Source organism: Pseudidiomarina fusca (assembly GCF_032227045.1).
GTDB lineage: Bacteria > Pseudomonadota > Gammaproteobacteria > Enterobacterales > Alteromonadaceae > Pseudidiomarina > Pseudidiomarina fusca.
Genome location: NZ_JANFPJ010000006.1, coordinates 211,527 through 229,760 on the forward strand (window position 1 = coordinate 211,527; position 18,234 = coordinate 229,760).

Genomic DNA, 18,234 nt, shown 5'->3' on the forward strand with positions numbered 1-18,234 from the left:
CATCATAAGCTCTTCAACTACACGTTAGTGTTACAAATTAGGTCTAACCGTCAATTTAATGGTTTCCATCTGCTTATACACTTCAGGATCTTTCGATACCGGCAGTGTACCAGCTTTTAGCACCGCAGTCCGAGCTGATTGACACACCCGCTCATCGCCAACGCCTTGGTCCACCGATTTAACAAAGCCACTCGGAGCCAAGCTAATGGTTAGCTGACATTCTTTACCACGCATCGAATCATCCACGATCCAGTTGCGCTGAATAGCCCCGGTTATCAACGCCGTAAAGCGCTGAATCTCGCTTTGCATCTGCGCTTGGCGTGCCTTAGCACGTTCGGCTGCCTCAGCCGCTAACCGTTCTTGCAACTGCCGTTCGCGTTCAGCACGCTCTTTTGCTTCGCGCTCACGCTCTAGCCGTTCCTGCTCTAATCGCTTCGCTTCAGCTTCTCGTTCTTTACGCTCTTGCTCAGCCTTTGCCGCTGCCGCTTCTTCGCGTTTACGACGGGCTTCTGCGTCTGCTGCCGCTTTCTCGGCCGCTGCCTTTTCTTGTTGTGCTTTGGTTCGCTCTTCAGCTAACTTACGTCGCTCCGCTTCTTGCTTGGCTTCTAATTCACGCAACTCACGTAGCTCACGTTCGCGCGCCTTTCTTGCAGCTTCCGCTCGGCGTTCTAATTCTGCTTGGCGCTGCTGCTCCGCCGCCGCTTGCGCTTGCTTACGCTCATTAATCGCCTGCACTTGCCGTTCTACCGCGGCTTGATCTACCGCTACGGCCTGTACCGCCTCAAAATCATCCGGCGCCGGTATTTCTTCATCTGGGCTCAGATTAGGATCCGACAATTGCACCTGCATGGGCGTGTTTGGCAGCTGGGGTTGAAACACCATCCCCGCTGCTAACACACCTACAACGCCCACATGCACTAACACCGACCACAGCAAAGGCTTACCTAGCTCGCTGCCTTTTGCTGGCAGCCGTGCTCCTGCTTGCGTAGCCGTGGCTTTAGCAGCTGACGTTGACTTAGCTGAAGTACCTTTGGCACCATCTTGCGATGGCTTGATGTCACTCATGCTATCGCCCTGCCCCCGCCGTTTCAGCCAACGAACTATCGGTCATCAAACCAACCTGACTCACACCAGCTTTCTGCAACAATACCATCAACTGAATCACCTGATTATAGCTGACAGCGCCATCTCCTTTAACCACCACCGGACGTTCCGGGCTGATGCGCAACTCGGCTGCAACCATCACCGCTAAATCCACCACCTCGAGCGGTGTATTCGGCTCCGGATGGGTACTCAGAAAATAACGCCCCTGCTGATCCACTGATGCCACAATCGGTGGCTCACTCTCAGGATCAAGCGGCTCCGCTGAGGCCTTGGGCAAATCGACTTTCACCCCTTGACTGATCAACGGTGCCGTAACCATAAAAATAATCAACAGCACCAACATCACATCGATGTAGGGCACCACGTTGATCTCGGCCACCGGCTTACGCCGCTTACGCACCACGCTCATCATGCCGGCGCACCTGCTTTAGCTGCAGATTGAGCCGTTTGCCGTTGTAAAATAGCCAACAATTCATCCATAAAATTCAAATACTGGTTATCAATCTTTTCCACTTGATAAGTATAACGGTTGTACGCAATCACCGCTGGAATCGCCGCAAACAAACCCATCGCAGTGGCAATCAAAGCTTCCGCGATACCTGGCGCAACCATCGCCAAGGTCGCCTGCTGCACCGCACCCAGGCCGATAAATGCGTTCATGATCCCCCACACGGTACCAAACAAGCCCACATAAGGGCTGATCGAACCTATGGTCGCCAACCAACTCAAATTCTGCTCCATGTTATCCACTTCACGCGAGTGCACCACCCGCATGGCGCGATACGAAGCCTCCAACATTTGCTGCTGTCCTACCGCCGGATTATTGCGTAACCGCGCAAACTCCTTAAAGCCCGCATGAAATAATTTTTCCATGCCACCGGCGTTTTGTGCTTTCGCTGTCACTTCTTGGAATAACCGCGCTAAATCAACGCCAGACCAAAACCTGTCTTCAAACGCCAAAGCTTCGGCGCTAGCGGCTTTCAGTACATTGCGGCGCTGAAATATCATCATCCAGCCAACCACCGAAAACGCCAGCAGTAAGAGCATAACCAACTGCACCACTATACTGGCTTCTAAAATTAATGCGGTGATAGACAATTCAGCTTGCACGTTTTAATACCTCAATTATTTCAGCAGGCATAGGCACCGCACGAACGTCAGTACCAGCCTCACCCAAATGAACACAGGCCGCTTTAATCACAGCCTCACATAATACCGTACCATCTTGCAGCATAACTTGCTGGTGACACACAATCGATGCCCGACCTAGGCGTTCGACCTTAACCGTCACTATCAGTTCATCATTAAATTTAGCCGGCCGCAACAAATCCATCTGCACCTGCCGCACCACAAAGCCAACCCGATGAGCCAACCAAGTGTCCTGCTCAATTCCTAGCGAGCGTAACCATTCTGTACGGGCCCGCTCAAGAAATTTGAGATAATTCGCATAATAAACGATACCGCCAGCATCTGTGTCTTCATAATAAACACGAATGGGCCATTGAAATGTTGATTTGTTCAATTTCACACCAAAAATTTTTTTATCATTAGAATATGACCAAAAATCACTAAGATGCTATTTATAAACGATATTTTTGGTCTTACCAATTTTACCAAGCCTAATTTTTAAGCATCATTAAATATTTGATATTAGTAAAAGTAATGCGAAGCACAATTTTTCTCGTTTGAAAACTGGTCCAGCCTCTTTATAATGCACAGCATATACCAGATACGAAGAGACCGGTTGTCACTTCTTCCTGTTATTGTTCCCTGGATTTAACTTCCTTGTTGTTCTGTATTTTGCCCGCTCCCTGAGCGGGCTTTTTTTTGGTAACAACAAATATGCTATTAGCTAACCGCGCTCTTGCCCTTCCAATATCTAATATCCAATAGCTAACGGCGCTCTTGCCCTTCCAATATCCAATAGCTAACCGCGTTCTTGCCCTTCTTTATCCAGTCCGAAATGGCGATAGGCATTTAAAGTTGCCACTCGTCCGCGCGGCGTGCGCTGCAAATACCCCTGCTGAATCAAATAGGGCTCCAGCACATCTTCAATCGTATCTTTCTCTTCACCAATAGCTGCGGCTAAATTCTCGAGCCCCACCGGGCCACCCATGAACTTCTCAATAATCGCCAGCAGTAATTTCTTGTCCATGTAGTCAAAACCGGCTTCGTCCACATCAACCATAGCTAAGGCAGCAGCAGCCGTGGCTTGATCAATATGGCCGTTATTTTTAACCTCAGCGAAATCGCGTACTCGCCGTAACAAGCGATTAGCTATCCGTGGCGTACCGCGCGAACGACGTGCAATTTCTAACGCGCCAAGCGGCTCTAACTGTAAATTCAGGTAACTCGCTGAGCGCTTAATAATACTAGTAAGCTCTTCAACGTTGTAAAACTCCAAGCGCTGCACAATCCCAAACCGATCACGCAAGGGTGAGGTTAAAGCGCCAGCTCGCGTTGTGGCTCCAATCAAGGTAAAGGGCGGCAAATCTAACTTGATAGACCGTGCAGCAGGCCCTTCGCCAATCATGATGTCCAACTGATAATCTTCCATCGCTGGGTACAAAATCTCTTCAACCACCGGGCTCAAGCGATGAATTTCATCAATAAACAACACATCGTGTTCTTCCAGGTTGGTTAACAATGCCGCAAGATCACCGGCCTTTTCTAGTACCGGACCGGAAGTTTGCCGGATATTTACGTTTAGTTCGTTCGCGACAATATTCGCAAGGGTTGTTTTGCCCAAGCCTGGCGGGCCAAAAATAAGCACATGATCAAGGGCTTCAGAGCGTTGTTTGGCCGCCTGAATAAAGATCTCCATTTGCTCAACAACATGCTTTTGCCCGGTGTAATCAGCTAACTGCTTGGGCCGTATCGCACGATCCACAACCTCGTCTTCGGCAATAGCATGGGGCTGGTTTATCCGGTCTGGCTCAATCATCCTACTCACTCATCCTCGTTGTTCGCGGCTCTTGCTCTTGCTCTCACCCAATATCCAACAGCTAATATCTAATATCTAACAGCTAATATCGCTCTTGCTCTTCCCTACATATTCTTCAACGCAAACCGAATCAGCTGCTCGCTCGACGCTTGGGGTTCCGCTTTCAGTGCCGCGGCTACCGCTTTCTCCGCTTGCGCAAGCTTGTAACCCAGCGCCAGCAAGGCGTTCAGGGCATCATCACGAGGTGAATCCGCACTTATGGTTGGGGTCAAGTCACCAAAATCAATGGGCGCTGCATCCGTAGCCGGAGTGGTTGAACCCCAGTTTTTCAGCCGGTCGCGCATTTCTACTACCAAGCGCTCCGCCGTTTTACGGCCCACCCCTGGTAGCTTCACTAAGCTGGTAACGTCATCGTGGGTTACGGCATGCACAAACTGATGCGCAGTCATGCCCGACATAATAGTTAGGGCCAGCTTCGGGCCTACGCCTTGGGCTTTAATCAACTGACGAAATAACATGCGCTCGGCAAAAGTATTAAAACCATACAATAATTGGGCATCTTCACGCACCACAAAATGCGTGATCAAGGTTACTCGTTCGCCCAGTTCTGGCAGTTCGTAAAAGCAGGTCATCGGCAGTTGTACTTCATAGCCAACGCCGTTCACGTCTAACAAAATTTCCGGTGGGTGCTTAGCTATTAAGGTACCCGTTAATTGTCCAATCACGCACGTCCCCTTGCGGTTAAAATGAGTTGGGTGCGGGTGTGAGCATGGCATAAGGCCACGGCTAGAGCATCCGCAGCATCGGCTTGCGGCTTATGGGTTAGCTTCAGCATGGCCATCACCATGTGCTGTACTTGCGCTTTATCAGCGGCGCCAGTACCCACCACCGCCTGCTTGACTAAACGCGCGGCATATTCAGCCACAGGTAAGCCGGCACAAGCTGCCGCGACTATTGCAGCGCCACGGGCTTGGCCAAGTTTTAAGGCTGAATCAGGGTTGCGTGCCATAAACACTTGTTCAATGGCGAACTCGGTCGGCTGAAACTGAGTAATCAGCTCACAGACGCCATCATGAATCACCTTTAATTTATCCGCCAAACAAGGTTCGCTGTTACTTTTGAGACTGCGCATCACATTAATGCAGCCGCTACCTAAATAGCTTACCCGTTGCCCAGATTGGCGAATCAGGCCATATCCCGTTAACCGAGACCCCGGGTCAATGCCCAGAATAATCGCCATGATTCGCTCCTGTGACTTGTCTGACGTTAACTTAGCTGTCCTTTACCGTAACAGCAACATGTAACTCTGCCAAGGCTTCCGGGTTAGCGACACCTGGGGCATCAGTGAGCACACAAGCCGCGGTGGTCGTTTTCGGAAAGGCAATCACTTCACGAATGGAGCTTGCGCCCACCATCAACATCACCAAGCGGTCCAAACCAAAGGCTAAGCCCGCATGGGGTGGCGTACCGTACTTAAGTGCCTCGAGTAAAAAGCCAAATTTTTCTTGTGCTTCAGCTTTACCAATGCCTAAGATTTCGAACGCCGCTTGCTGCATATCATTGTTATGAATACGCACCGAGCCGCCACCTACTTCAACGCCATTCAACACCATATCGTAGGCATTAGACAGCGCCGCTTCTGGATTTGCTTTGAGTTCTTCTGCGGTGACATTCACTGGCGCAGTAAAAGGATGATGAATCGCATAAAGGCGTCCATCGGCTTCTTCAAACATGGGGAAGTCAACCACCCATAACGGGCGCCACTCATCACTCACCAACTCAAAGTCTTGGCCTACTTTTAAGCGTAATGCGCCCATGGCTTCAGCCACCACGCTCGCTTTGTCCGCACCAAAGAAAATAATATCGCCATTGGCTGCTGCGGTACGCTCCAAAATTGCTGTTAAAGCTGCATCAGGAATAAACTTCAATACCGGTGACTGCACGCCTTCACGGCCGGCCGCTAGGTCGTTAATCTTCATCCAAGCTAAGCCTTTAGCTCCATAAATACCCACGAAGTTGGTGTATTCATCAATGGCTTTACGTGAGATAGCATCTGCTTTACCGGGCACTTTTAACGCAGCCACGCGCCCTTTAGGATCATTAGCTGGGCCAGAGAACACTTTAAATTCAACCTCTTGCAGCACATCAGCAACATCAACCAACTCCAGCGGGTTACGCAGATCAGGCTTGTCGCTACCAAAGCGACGCATCGCTTCATGCCAGGTCATCCGTGGAAACTCACCTAAATCCACATCCAACATCTGCTGGAATAAGCCGCGTACCATCTGCTCGGTAACCGCCATCACCTGGTCGGCGCTCATGAACGAGGTTTCAATATCAATTTGGGTAAATTCAGGCTGACGGTCGGCACGCAAATCTTCATCGCGGAAACATTTCACGATTTGATAGTAGCGGTCAAAACCCGACATCATCAGCAGTTGCTTAAACAGCTGCGGGGATTGTGGCAGCGCAAAGAATTTACCTTTGTGAGTACGGCTCGGCACCAAATAATCGCGCGCGCCCTCAGGCGTAGCACGAGTTAGCATAGGTGTTTCTATATCCAAAAAGCCGTTATCGTCTAAAAAGCGGCGCACAGCACTGGTCACTTTAGCCCGAAATTGTAAGTTGTGGCTCATGTTCGGACGGCGTAAGTCGAGATAACGATAGCGTAAGCGCTGCTCTTCGCTTACCTGCTGGTTAAAATCAATCGGCAGTGGCTCTGCTCGGCTGATGATTTCCAGTTCAGTAGCCATCACTTCTACCGCACCCGTGGCCATTGATCTATTGATTTGGCTGTCAGGACGCGCCCGCACCGTGCCGGTTAAACGAATACAAAACTCTTGCCGAAGCTTATTCGCAGTTTCAAACAGCGCTTGTTGATCCGGGTCAAACACCACTTGCACTAAGCCCGTGCGGTCACGCATATCGATAAAAATCAAACCGCCTAAATCACGGCGTTTATTGACCCATCCACAAAGGGTTACAGGTTGGTCTACTAAGCTTGTTTCTAGCTGTCCACAATAATGGCTACGCATGGGTTTGTCCCTACCACAAATTAAGAAATTACAAAGCTGCACATTATAACGGACTGGCGCTGATTGTCAGCAACTAGCCCGCTTTTGAGAAAAAATTTAGTTTAGCACCTGCATGCGCTAAAATAGCGGCCATGTTAAACGCCAGCCCGAGTTATCAGCATGAGCAAAAAAGACGCCATCTTTGCCGAACCTTTACCGCAAGTCAGTGATTTTGTCTTCGACCAAAACGTGGTTGAAGTGTTTCCAGACATGATTAACCGTTCGGTACCTGGCTATCAAAGTATTCTGCAAGGTATTGGCCAGTTAACCAAACGTTTCGCCCAAAGCCATAGTAACCTTTACGATTTGGGCTGTTCGTTAGGTGCGGCAACCTTAGCCATGCGCCAGCACGTAAGCCACTTAGAGCAAGTGCAGATTATTGGTATTGATAACTCCAGCGCTATGGTTGAACGCTGCCAGCTGCATTTACAAGGCTATCGTAGCACGGTTCCGGTCAGCATTCGCTGTGAAGATATTCTCGACAGTGAGTTGTCGGATGCCTCGGTCGTCACCATGAACTTTACCCTACAGTTCGTGCCACCAGAGCAGCGCCAGCCTTTGTTACAGCGCATCTATGACAGCCTGAAACCGGGCGGAGCGCTGTTACTCAGTGAAAAATTTCGCAGCAATAGCCCCAGCATGAACGAGCTGTTGGTAGATATTCACCATGAATTTAAACGCGCCAACGGCTACAGTGAACTCGAAATAGCACAAAAACGTGCGGCCATCGAAAATGTGATGCGCATTGATACCTTAGAAACTCACCATCAGCGATTACAGCAGGTTGGCTTTAGCCAATCGCAAGTGTGGTTTCAGTGTTACAATTTTGCCGCACTGATTGCTGTTAAATAGTCACCGCCGCTTAACCTACGCTCAAGGGATATCATGACTTTATTTACCAAGGATTTAATCGCTGTCGCCCAATCGCCGTTGGCACATTGGTTAACGAGCCTCCCCGCGCAACTTCAACAGTGGCAGCAACAGCAACAACATGGCGAGTTACCCAAATGGTTACGCTGTGTCGCACAATTGCCACAGCTTGAACCTACAGCGGTAGCTTTGGGCGCCACTGTGAGCGTCCTGAATGACAGCATCAGCGACGGCCAACAGCAACGCATCAAAGGGCTACTGATGCAACTCACCCCGTGGCGCAAGGGCCCGTTCAATTTACATGGGGTGCAGATAGATACCGAATGGCGCTCGGATTTTAAATGGCAACGAGTGGCACCCCATATCGGTGATTTAAGCGGGCAACAGGTGCTTGATGTGGGTTGTGGCAGTGGTTATCACCTCTGGCGCATGCTTGAAAGCGGCGCCGAGCAAGTCTGGGGCATCGACCCCGGCCAGCTATTTATGGCGCAGTTTATGGCGGTGCGCAGCTTTATGCCGACTGACCTACAAGCACGCGCACACTGGTTCCCGTTGGGCATAGAAGATATGCCCGAACTAAAAGCCTTTGACACCGTCTTTAGCATGGGCGTGCTTTATCATCGGCGCTCGCCCATTGATTTTCTCACCCAACTTAAAGCCCAGCTCAAGCCAGGTGGCCAGTTAGTGTTAGAAACGCTGGTAGTGACAGGTGATGAGCAGACCGTTTTAGTACCGGGTGAAACCTATGCCAAGATGCGCAACGTCTGGTTTATTCCTAGTACCAAAGCCTTGTTACATTGGCTTGAACGTTGTGGCTTTAAGAACGCCCGCGTGGTGGATGAAAACGTCACCAGCTTAGCTGAGCAACGTGCCACCGAATGGATGCCTGGTCAGTCGTTAGTGGATTTTTTAGATCCGCACGATACCAGCAAAACCATCGAGGGCTATCCAGCCCCCCTGCGAGCCGTTATTATTGCTAATACCTAGCCGAATCATCCCGTTGGAGATTGCATGAGTACGCCCTACCGCCCCAAAACCACACTTGAACAATGGCGTATTTTACAGGCCGTAGTGGACCATGGCGGCTACGCTCATGCCGCGCAAGTCTTGAATAAAAGCCAAAGCTCGCTCAATCATGCGGTGGCTAAACTGCAAGATACGCTCGAAGTTGAACTGCTCGAAGTAGTGGGCCGTAAGGCTCAACTTACCCCCATCGGCGAGACCATGGTGCGCCGCTCACGCCAGCTCACCAGTTTAGTAACTGAACTTGAGCAGTTAGCGGTAAACCTTAAGCAGGGCTGGGAAACTAAAATCACTTTGGCCGTAGAAATGGTCTTTGACCGCCAGCTACTGGTGCCTGTGCTGCATGAGTTTCAACAACTCAGTCGGGGCACTCGCTTAGTCATTGAAGACACGGTATTAACCGGCTCCATTGAACATATTTTAGACCAAAGCGCAGATATCGTAATCACCCACCAACTCCCCAAAGGTCATGTGGGCGAGCCCATCAGCGGCTATCGGCTAGATTTGGTGGTGAGCAAAGAGCATCCGCTGGCTCAACAGCCAGGCCCCATTAGTGCCGATGAGCTGAGTCAGTATTTACAAATCGTGATTCGTGATACGGCCAAAAAGCCGATAGAAGTAGAGGGCTGGCTTAAGTCTGAACAACGCTGGACAGTGAATCACTTTAACGAATCACTACAGCTGGTGCAAAATGGCTTAGGTTTTAGTTGGTTGCCACCTCACGTTACCCGCTATGCTGACAACCTGTGCTTCTTAACCCTAGCTGGTAGCAGCAAGCGCAGCGGCTCGATGTACCTCACCTTACCCAAAGGCGATACCACCGGCCCTTGTGCCCGCATGCTTTATCAGTTGCTAATAAAAGAATTGATTTAGCGCAAATTATCGCAAACTTGGCATAATTCCCACACAAAGCTTAAGCTTTCTTAAGACTTCCTTAAGCAAGCCCTCATAGAGTGTTACTGCTAGTTGCAGTAATAAGGAGCTTTATCGTGTGGATCGACAACTTTGTTCAACAACATCTCAATTTACCTGCATGGGGTAAGCGCGATTTAGCCATCAGTCTATTGCTGCTAAACCTGCTTTTGCTCAGCCCAACAGCACATGCTCAAACACCCGCTAACACTAGCTTAAGTAGCTTAACCGACGCCGCTGAAGCCAGGCTGCAAACGGATCTAGTGCAACGTCCCGAAACCTGGGTATCTAGTTGGCTGGCAGCGGCACCTACGGTAAGTATAGCGGCCCTGCAAAGCCAAGCCGACCAAGGAACCGATGAACTTGAACTGGCTCTGTCATTGCCTCTTACAAGTCCGAGTGGCCACCAACTGAACCAGCAATGGCAGTCGATAGCACAGCACTATCAGCAGCAGCTGCTAAAACTACGCCGCTGGTACGCCAGTGGCCAAGTACGCAACTTAGTTTGGACCATTGCTCAGCATCAACAACAGCAGCAGCTGTTACAACAACAACTACAAACCTATCAGGGCTTAATGGCACCATTGCAACAGCAAGCTGAAACCACCGAGGCTGATACCTATTTTCGCTACGGATTGCAGCAGGCACAAACTCAATTAGCTATGTTGCAGTTAGAGCACCAACAACATCAGCAAGCCGCTGAGCAACAGCTTATGGAACTCACTGGCACCCGCCAAATTCCAACTAACTTAGCAGATGCCAACCCCACTAAACTCGACGCTGCAGCATGGCAACAGCATCCGCAGTTGGCGTTACTACAATTGCACGAGCAACAACTCTACTTACAACAGCAACAAAATCTCAGCGGTAATACCCCATGGCAGGTCACCACCCGCTTCAAACGGATAGATACTGCCGGCATCTCAGAAAATCAAATTGGCTTACAGCTCGATATTCCGCTGTCGTTGGGGGCGCAACTGAGCCAAACCGAACAAAGCAATTATCAGATAAGTCAGCAACAATGGCTACAAGACTATCAACAAAGTCGTCAGCAGATCATCCAGCAGTATCAGCAAGCACAAGCCCAGCTAAGCCTGTTAGAGGCGCAATATCAAATGCTCCAACCACATCAACAGTTGCGCCAGCAGGCCCAATCTGCGCTGCTTCTGTTGTTGCAGCGGCAAGAGATCAATCCAGATATCGCACAACAAAGGTTGCAACAGTTATTTGCCGAGCAACGCCAAGTGCAGTTACTCAAACAACAAATCCAACAAGCCTATGCCCAACTTCAACAAGCAGCAGGAGTACCCTTATGAGCCTTATCAATCGATTCAATAATCAGGGTTATCAACACCAGCAAGCTGCTTGCCTAAAGCTGTGCCGCGTTGCCGTGCTGCTTCTGGCTGTCACCACCACAACTCAGGTAGCGGCAGACCAAGTTGAGCTTAGCGAACTCGGACAGCTCTCTTTAAGTTATCACCAGGTGACGCCCCAATCTCACTATACCGGCGCCGCGCTTACCGCACGAGTTACTAACTTTGTGCAAAGTGGTTATCCCGTTGCCAATATGCTCGAAGTATCACAACAGCAATGGCTAGTGCAGCAAGGGCAACAGGTAACCCATAAACAACCGGTAGTGCAATTAAGTGGCGATGCCGTCGAACATTTTCTTACTGAATACAAAGCACAACAACAGCAGCTAGAGGTGGTAGCGCAGCGCTATCAGAGCAATCAACAGCTGTTTCAAAAGCAAGCCATCAGTGCCGCCCAGTGGCAGGAAATCAGCGCGGCTTACCACAGCACGCTGTTAGCATTTGAGCATCTCGACCATTTTTACCAGCATATTGTTCAAATCAATAAGGCAAACAACAGCATCACCTTAGCGGCTCCGCAAGCGGGACACATAGACATTGTCGCCAACCAAACGATACTATTTAGTGTCAGTGCTGCGGCAACATCAAGATTACGCGGACAACTGGCCACCTTTAGTAAGCAACCAACCAGTGTCAGCTGGCAGCAATGCGAACTAGCGATCGATTATGTCGAGCAAACCAGTCAGGGGTTTACCCAAACCTGGTGGAGCATTCCGCTCACCGATTTACCCGCTCACTGTCAAGCGCCGCTAGGCAGCCAGCTAAGCGTTACGCCGCATTATCAACAGACGGTGTTTAACGTACCCGCCAGTAGTATCATCCGGCATCAACAGCAAACCTATGTGTGGCAATTAGCGCAGCAAGCATTGGTGCTAGTACCGGTCGACATTATTGGTAAGCAAGCGATGAACACGGCCAACGGTGCAGCTTACTTACAGATCACCAGTACCCAACTAGCACCTAACAGCCAAGTGTTACAGCAATCCGTAGGCGCTGTTTACGGCCACTTTATTGGGCTAGGGGGAGAGTAATAGATGGCAGCCATTCTGCGTTTTGTGCTCACTCAACGGGTGTTTATCTTAGCTCTTACCGCCCTTGTCTTGGCGCTAGCGGTGCAGGCTTGGCAGCGCCTGCCGATTGACGCCTTCCCAGATATTTCTCCAACCCAAGCCAAGCTCATTATTCGTGCGCCGGGCATGACCGCCGCAGAAATCGAAGCGCAAATCACGCAACCTATCGAAACCGAACTACTAGGTATTCCAAATCAGGCGATTTTGCGCTCCACCACCAAGTATGGCATCACTTCTATCACCATTGATTTCGCAGAAGGTGTGGATATCTACTGGGCTCGGCAACAAGTAAGCGAGCGCCTCAGCGGCGTCTGGGGCAGCTTACCCGAAGGCATTGATGGTGGCTTAGCCCCAATGAGCACCCCACTTAGTGAAATCTTTATGCTGAGTTACAGCAATCCCAATTTAACCTTAGCCGAACGTCGGCACCTGCTAGATTGGCAAGTACGACCGTTGTTGCGTACCGTGCCTGGGGTAGCCGAGGTCACCACTATGGGCGGCTTTGTTACAACGCTGCAATTCACCCCTGATCTAGGTCGTCTCCAGCAAGCCGGAATATCCCTAGCGCAACTGGTTGAGTGGCTGCAACAAAATCATCTAAACGGTAGCGTGGGACGCATCGATAACGGCTCCACCAGTCTCATCCTGCGTACCGAAGGCAAACTCGTTGACCAATATGACCTGGCGCAACTGAAACTCCCCACGGCAACGGGCGAAACTATCACCTTGGCGCAATTAGGCGAGATCAGCAACGGTTACCTGCCGCGCTTTGGTGGCGTAACCCATAACGGTGAAGAAACGGCGCAAGCCATGATCATTGCCTTAAAAGATAGTAATACGAACGAGGTGGTTGCTGCTGTTAAAGCCCAACTGGCTCAACTTGAGCCAACCCTGCCGGCCGGTAGCGAACTTAATGTCTTCTACGACCGTGCGGATCTTATTAGTACTGCTGTGAGCACCATCATCGAAGCACTACTTGCTGCAGTGCTACTGGTTATTTTAATTCTCTTCATCTTTTTAGCCGATGTTCGCGCCGCTTTAGTGGTCGCCTTATCCATTCCACTGGCCGTAGCCATCACCTTTTTAGCCATGGACCAAGTAGGTCTTACGGCTAACCTCATGAGTCTTGGTGGCATTGTTATTGCCATCGGTATGCTGGTAGATGCTGCTGTGGTCGTCGTTGAAAACATCGTCACACAAAGTCAGAAACAGGCCTATTTACCGCGCGCTCATCGAATCTATCGGGCCACTCTGGCCGTGGCGCAGCCGGTGATTTCAGGTACCGCTATTGTGATCATCGTGTTCGCACCACTTTTGTTTCTGAGTGGTCTAGAGGGCAAGCTGTTTTCCCCCGTCGCGCAAACTATTGTCTTTGCGATGCTAGCCTCCATGCTAGTGGCGTTAACAGTTATTCCAGTGTTGGCGGTTACCTTAATCAGCGCTAAGCCTAAACCTACCCCACGCCTAATCCAATGGCTTATAGCGCATTATCAACGCCTACTTGCACGAGTTATCCAACGGCCTGCTGCATGGCTTATCTGCGCCGTAGGACTACTGGCAGTGGCAGCAGTAGCTATCAGTTTTACGGGTAAAACCTTTATGCCAGTGATGGATGAAGGCGATCTCATTGTGCAGCTAGAAAAGCATCCCAGCATTAACTTAGCTGAATCTTTGGCCTTAGATACACAATTAGAACAAAGACTACTCGCTGACATCCCAGAAATTAAGCAAATCGTTGCTCGCATTGGTTCAGATGAATTAGGTATGGATGCGATGGGACTCAACGAAACCGATATGTTTATTCAGTTACAGCCGCGTGACACCTGGCAAGTGAGTGACAAAGCTGCATTGATTGATGCCATTCGGAAGGTACTCCTAGACTACCCAGGAATAAACTTTAATTTCACTCAACCCATTCAAATGCGGGTCGCTGAAATGCTTACCGGTAGCTCTGGCGATGTAGCTATCAAGGTGTTTGGTGACGACATTAGCACTCTTAGTAGCACGGCCCAGAAGATCGCTGAGATAACTACTGGCGTGGCCGGGAGCGTCGATGTACAAACAACCTTGATTGACGGGGGCGAATACATCAACATTCGATTACGCCCTGATGTTGCGGCGCGCTACCATCTCACTACGGCAGAACTGTCACGTCTTATTCGATTGTTTGTTGATGGTCTGCACGTGGGTGACGTTATTCATGGCCGCATTAAAACACCGTTAGTCTTTGCCGCTAGTAACAGCAGCAAGCTGAGTTACTTACAGCAATTAAAAGACTTGCCTGTCAGCTTACCTGACGGCAACTGGGCGCCGTTAAGTGCCCTCGCAACCATAAGTAGTGACGAAGGCCCGAGCCTCATTGAGCGAGAAAACAGCAGTCGCTTTGCGGTCGTCACCACCAATGTTAGCGACCGTGACGTGGTTAGTTTTGTTGAAGAACTACAGCAACAACTCGCGCGTGAGTTACAGCTACCTAGTGGGTATTATCTTAACTTTGGCGGTGAATTTGAGAATCAAGCAAGAGCTACCAATAACCTGCTGACGATTGTCCCTGTCGTTCTTTTAGTTATTGGACTCATTCTATTCGCCACCTTCCGATCTTTGGCCGTAGCCGGACTGGTCTTCGCCAATATTCCCTTCGCTCTGATGGGCGGTGTGCTGGCATTATTTATCACCGGCGAATATTTGTCGGTGCCGGCTTCGGTGGGCTTTATTGCCTTATTAGGGGTAGCAGTACTCAACGGTGTGGTCATGCTGACTCACTTTCAAGCGATAGAACATCAACATGAACAGTTAGAACAACTGGTGATCGTTGGTGCCAGTGATCGTTTACGCGCCATCCTGATGACTGCGACCACAGCGATGCTGGGTCTTTTCCCATTAGCTTTGGCCACTGGCCCTGGCGCCGAAATTCAACGCCCGCTAGCGATTGTCGTGATTGGTGGCTTGGTTACCGCAACTTTCACCACCTTATTTATTCTTCCTTTAATGTACAAGCTATTGCGAGGTCGTCATGCCCGAGTATGAACTACTGCACGTGATTTTTCCGGTTAAACTGCGCGCCCATGTAGTCGATGTATTGCTAGCTGATGAGCAACTCAGTGGCTTTTCACTCGCAGAAATTGATGGCCATAGCCGCCAGAATAGTCAACTAGATAGGTTAGAACAGGTGGTTGGATATCGCCGTATGTTACGACTAGAAGTGATGGTAACTGAGCCAGAAAAACAGCGCGTGCTAACCCTGCTCAAACAATTAAAGCCGGCTAGCGCTGAATCTTTGGGGGTACGCTTTTATACGCTACCAATTAGCAGCAGCGGTCATTTATAAGAAACAGCCACAGTAATCCTCGTTACTGTGGCTGCACCATTTACACGATAGTTTTCAGCCAAGCACGCATGTCGTCGCCTAACGCCGGATGACGCAAAGCATGCTCTACAAAGGCCTGGGCATAACCTAGCTTGTTACCACAATCATGGCTGCGGCCTTTCATATAGTATGCATTTACCGGCTGTTGCTCGAGTAACATGGCCATGGCATCGGTTAACTGAATTTCATTGCCAGCGCCCACTGGAGTTTTCTCTAACAGGCTCCAAAGTGCCGCTGGGAACACGTAACGACCCACCACGGCTAAATCCGACGGTGCTTCATCTACCGGTGGCTTTTCTACCAATTGCTTAATCGCAACCTGTTCACCGGGCGCTAATTCAGCACCGTTTAAATCAGCAATACCGTACTGATTGGTAAGCTCGTGCGGTACTTTTTCTACCATCACTTGGGCGGCTCCCGTGGCGTTGAAGTTACGCACCATTTCGGCTAAGTTATCGCGTTTTAAATCACAGCTTTGGGCATCCACCAAAACATCCGGTAGCACCACCGCAAACGGCTGGTCATCAATTAACGGACGCGCACATAACACCGCATGGCCAAGACCTTTGGCAACGCCTTGGCGGACATGCATGATGGTGACTCCTGGCGGACAAATAGCTTGTACCTCCGCCAGCAGCTGTCGTTTAACCCGTTGCTCAAGCGTTGCTTCAAGTTCAAAACTGGTATCAAAGTGGTTCTCAATCGAATTTTTGCTCGAATGAGTCACCAAGATGATATCCGTTAAGCCTGCCGCAGCACACTCCTCTACAATAAACTGAATCAACGGTCGATCTACCAAGGGCAACATTTCTTTCGGAATGGCCTTGGTAGCTGGCAGCATGCGTGTTCCTAGCCCTGCTACCGGGATAACGACTTTTTTCACCATGGTATTGCGTCCTTATTTTTTAGATTGTTCGCCTAAACCTTCATGTTCGGCAACTGCTTGCAACTCTTGTTCAACGCCTTCGGCCAAATCAGCCGGTGCGGCTTGAGCTTTTTCGGCACCATGCATCCAGTTCACTAGCATGCCAGAAATAGCCCATAAAATAACTGCGAACACCAACAAGCCTACGGCAACCCCACCAAACACCACCAACAGACCAGAGTATTGAGCTTCTAGGCCAATCGATTGCGCCAGGTTAATCGAGAAATCGTACTTATCGGCGTTCTCACTGAAGGCACCCACCATACCCGCTAAATAACTAGCAATAGCCGGCATCAAGAACCACACCCCCATCACCAAGCTAGCTAAGCGCAGTGGGGCGAGTTTAGTCATTAACGACAAGCCTACCGGTGAAATACATAGCTCACCCAAGGTATGGAATAAGTAGGCCAGTACCAACCACATCATGTTGGCTTGACCGGTGACTTGAATTTCAAATAAGCCAAGGATCAAGAAAATAAAACCAATCGAGGTTAGCACCAAACCTGCGAAGATTTTAATCGGTGCATCCGGGCTCTTATCTTTCTTATGCAACCATACCCACAACACCGAGAAGATAGGCGCAAAGATCAAAATAAATAACGGGTTAAGTGATTGGAAGTAACCCGCCGGAATAATGCTGTCACCAAAGCTACGGTCTGTGTAGCGATCGGCATAGATGCTCATCAAACCGCCGGCTTGCTCAAACGCTAACCAGAACACGGTCACAAACACAAACAGGAATAAAATCACGCGCAAACGGTCGTGCTCTACTTTGCTCAGTGGCTTTTTCACACCGCCCGAAGCTTCGCGGTCACGTTTAGCGCCAGGGACTTTACCGATGTCGCCCAAGTAACGTTGAAAGAAGAGGCCTTGGGTAACGACCGCTAAGGTCATCCCTACGCCAGCGGCAAAATAACCCCAACGCCAGCCGAAGTCTGGGCTTTCACCCAAAGTAGAGGTTACCAATGGCGCTAAGAAAGCACCTAAGTTAATCCCCATATAGAAAATTGAGAAGGCACTATCCCGACGCGCATCACCTTGGCTGTACAAATCGCCAACGATGGTTGAAATATTCGGCTTAAACAGACCGTTACCGGCAATCAAGATACCCAAACCTATATAAAACAAGTCGAGGCTGTGCGGTGTGGCGGCAAACAGCGTAAATTGCGCTGCGGCCATTAAAATACCACCAAGTAAAATCGAGTTGCGTTGGCCTAAATAGTTATCGGCCAACCAACCGCCAATCAAGGGGGTGAAATAAACCAGCGCCGTATAGGTACCGTACAAAGATAAAGCTTCAGCATCGGTCATGCCAAAACCTGGGTTTGCGGCTTCAGTAGCTGCTACGAGAGTTAACACTAAAAGGGCACGCATGCCGTAGTAAGAAAAACGTTCCCACATTTCGGCAGTAAAAAGCACGTACAGTCCCTTGGGGTGACCCCAAAGTTCTGACTTTGAAGGCGCCTGGCTCATACAAATTCCTCGGTTAAATATAGTTATAGTTATACAGAACGTAACTGTGACGGGCTTTTATAACGCAGAAGCCTTGCATGTTGCAAGGCTTCTGGGCTG

At 49.8% G+C, this 18,234-nt stretch carries 17 protein-coding genes; 7 read left to right on the forward strand and 10 right to left on the reverse strand.

Features of this window, described 5'->3' with window-relative positions; genetic code table 11:
* Positions 1 to 30: 30 nt before the first annotated feature.
* The 8 genes from tolA to aspS all read right to left on the reverse strand — a co-directional run bounded on the left by tolA (position 31) and on the right by aspS (position 7,083).
* Positions 31 to 1,065, reverse strand: coding sequence for a cell envelope integrity protein TolA (gene tolA / locus NOG12_RS04355; RefSeq protein WP_110074911.1), 1,035 nt, complete (start codon positions 1,063 to 1,065; stop codon positions 31 to 33).
* A gap of 1 nt (position 1,066) precedes the next feature.
* On the reverse strand, positions 1,067 to 1,516 hold the full coding sequence (gene tolR / locus NOG12_RS04360) for a protein TolR (protein ID WP_110074912.1): 450 nt from the start codon (positions 1,514 to 1,516) through the stop codon (positions 1,067 to 1,069).
* Positions 1,513 to 2,214, reverse strand: a complete 702-nt coding sequence (gene tolQ, locus NOG12_RS04365) for a protein TolQ (RefSeq protein ID WP_313932499.1) — start codon at positions 2,212 to 2,214, stop codon at positions 1,513 to 1,515. Before tolQ ends, tolR begins: the two co-directional genes overlap by 4 nt.
* On the reverse strand, positions 2,204 to 2,626 hold the full coding sequence (gene ybgC, locus NOG12_RS04370; RefSeq protein ID WP_313932500.1) for a tol-pal system-associated acyl-CoA thioesterase: 423 nt from the start codon (positions 2,624 to 2,626) through the stop codon (positions 2,204 to 2,206). The genes tolQ and ybgC overlap by 11 nt, the downstream gene beginning before the upstream one ends.
* 405 nt (positions 2,627 to 3,031) lie before the next feature.
* Positions 3,032 to 4,048: a Holliday junction branch migration DNA helicase RuvB gene (gene ruvB, locus NOG12_RS04375; protein WP_153825999.1), complete on the reverse strand. Its 1,017-nt coding sequence runs from the start codon at positions 4,046 to 4,048 to the stop codon at positions 3,032 to 3,034.
* Positions 4,049 to 4,152: 104 nt separating this feature from the next.
* Complete coding sequence (gene ruvA / locus NOG12_RS04380; RefSeq protein ID WP_110074916.1) at positions 4,153 to 4,773, reverse strand: Holliday junction branch migration protein RuvA; 621 nt, start codon at positions 4,771 to 4,773, stop codon at positions 4,153 to 4,155.
* The gene (gene ruvC, locus NOG12_RS04385; RefSeq protein WP_313932501.1) at positions 4,770 to 5,288 is read right to left on the reverse strand and encodes a crossover junction endodeoxyribonuclease RuvC; all 519 of its coding nucleotides are present in this window, start codon (positions 5,286 to 5,288) and stop codon (positions 4,770 to 4,772) included. The genes ruvA and ruvC overlap by 4 nt, the downstream gene beginning before the upstream one ends.
* A 31-nt stretch (positions 5,289 to 5,319) precedes the next feature.
* Positions 5,320 to 7,083, reverse strand: a complete 1,764-nt coding sequence (gene aspS / locus NOG12_RS04390; protein ID WP_313932502.1) for an aspartate--tRNA ligase — start codon at positions 7,081 to 7,083, stop codon at positions 5,320 to 5,322.
* A 159-nt stretch (positions 7,084 to 7,242) separates the two neighbouring features.
* On the opposite strand from aspS, the gene cmoA reads away from it, so the two are divergent.
* The 7 genes from cmoA to NOG12_RS04425 all read left to right on the forward strand — a co-directional run bounded on the left by cmoA (position 7,243) and on the right by NOG12_RS04425 (position 15,698).
* The gene (gene cmoA, locus NOG12_RS04395; RefSeq protein ID WP_313932503.1) at positions 7,243 to 7,974 is read left to right on the forward strand and encodes a carboxy-S-adenosyl-L-methionine synthase CmoA; all 732 of its coding nucleotides are present in this window, start codon (positions 7,243 to 7,245) and stop codon (positions 7,972 to 7,974) included.
* A 33-nt stretch (positions 7,975 to 8,007) separates the two neighbouring features.
* Positions 8,008 to 8,979, forward strand: coding sequence for a tRNA 5-methoxyuridine(34)/uridine 5-oxyacetic acid(34) synthase CmoB (cmoB, locus tag NOG12_RS04400; protein WP_313932504.1), 972 nt, complete (start codon positions 8,008 to 8,010; stop codon positions 8,977 to 8,979).
* A 24-nt stretch (positions 8,980 to 9,003) separates the two neighbouring features.
* Positions 9,004 to 9,888 (forward strand): LysR family transcriptional regulator, encoded by an 885-nt coding sequence (locus tag NOG12_RS04405; protein ID WP_313932505.1) that lies wholly within the window; start codon positions 9,004 to 9,006, stop codon positions 9,886 to 9,888.
* Between the two features lie 116 nt (positions 9,889 to 10,004).
* A complete protein-coding gene (locus NOG12_RS04410; RefSeq protein ID WP_313932506.1) occupies positions 10,005 to 11,243 on the forward strand; it encodes a hypothetical protein in 1,239 nt (412 codons plus the stop codon).
* Positions 11,240 to 12,331, forward strand: a complete 1,092-nt coding sequence (locus NOG12_RS04415) for a hypothetical protein (RefSeq protein ID WP_313932507.1) — start codon at positions 11,240 to 11,242, stop codon at positions 12,329 to 12,331. Before NOG12_RS04410 ends, NOG12_RS04415 begins: the two co-directional genes overlap by 4 nt.
* A 3-nt stretch (positions 12,332 to 12,334) precedes the next feature.
* Positions 12,335 to 15,397, forward strand: a complete 3,063-nt coding sequence (locus tag NOG12_RS04420; RefSeq protein ID WP_313932508.1) for an efflux RND transporter permease subunit — start codon at positions 12,335 to 12,337, stop codon at positions 15,395 to 15,397.
* On the forward strand, positions 15,384 to 15,698 hold the full coding sequence (locus tag NOG12_RS04425) for a DUF3240 family protein (protein WP_110074925.1): 315 nt from the start codon (positions 15,384 to 15,386) through the stop codon (positions 15,696 to 15,698). Before NOG12_RS04420 ends, NOG12_RS04425 begins: the two co-directional genes overlap by 14 nt.
* A gap of 40 nt (positions 15,699 to 15,738) precedes the next feature.
* Here the strand turns inward: NOG12_RS04425 and galU are convergent, their stop codons facing one another.
* Positions 15,739 to 16,623, reverse strand: coding sequence for a UTP--glucose-1-phosphate uridylyltransferase GalU (galU, locus tag NOG12_RS04430; protein WP_110074926.1), 885 nt, complete (start codon positions 16,621 to 16,623; stop codon positions 15,739 to 15,741).
* A gap of 12 nt (positions 16,624 to 16,635) precedes the next feature.
* On the reverse strand, positions 16,636 to 18,135 hold the full coding sequence (locus NOG12_RS04435; protein WP_313932509.1) for a peptide MFS transporter: 1,500 nt from the start codon (positions 18,133 to 18,135) through the stop codon (positions 16,636 to 16,638).
* Positions 18,136 to 18,234: the final 99 nt, after the last annotated feature.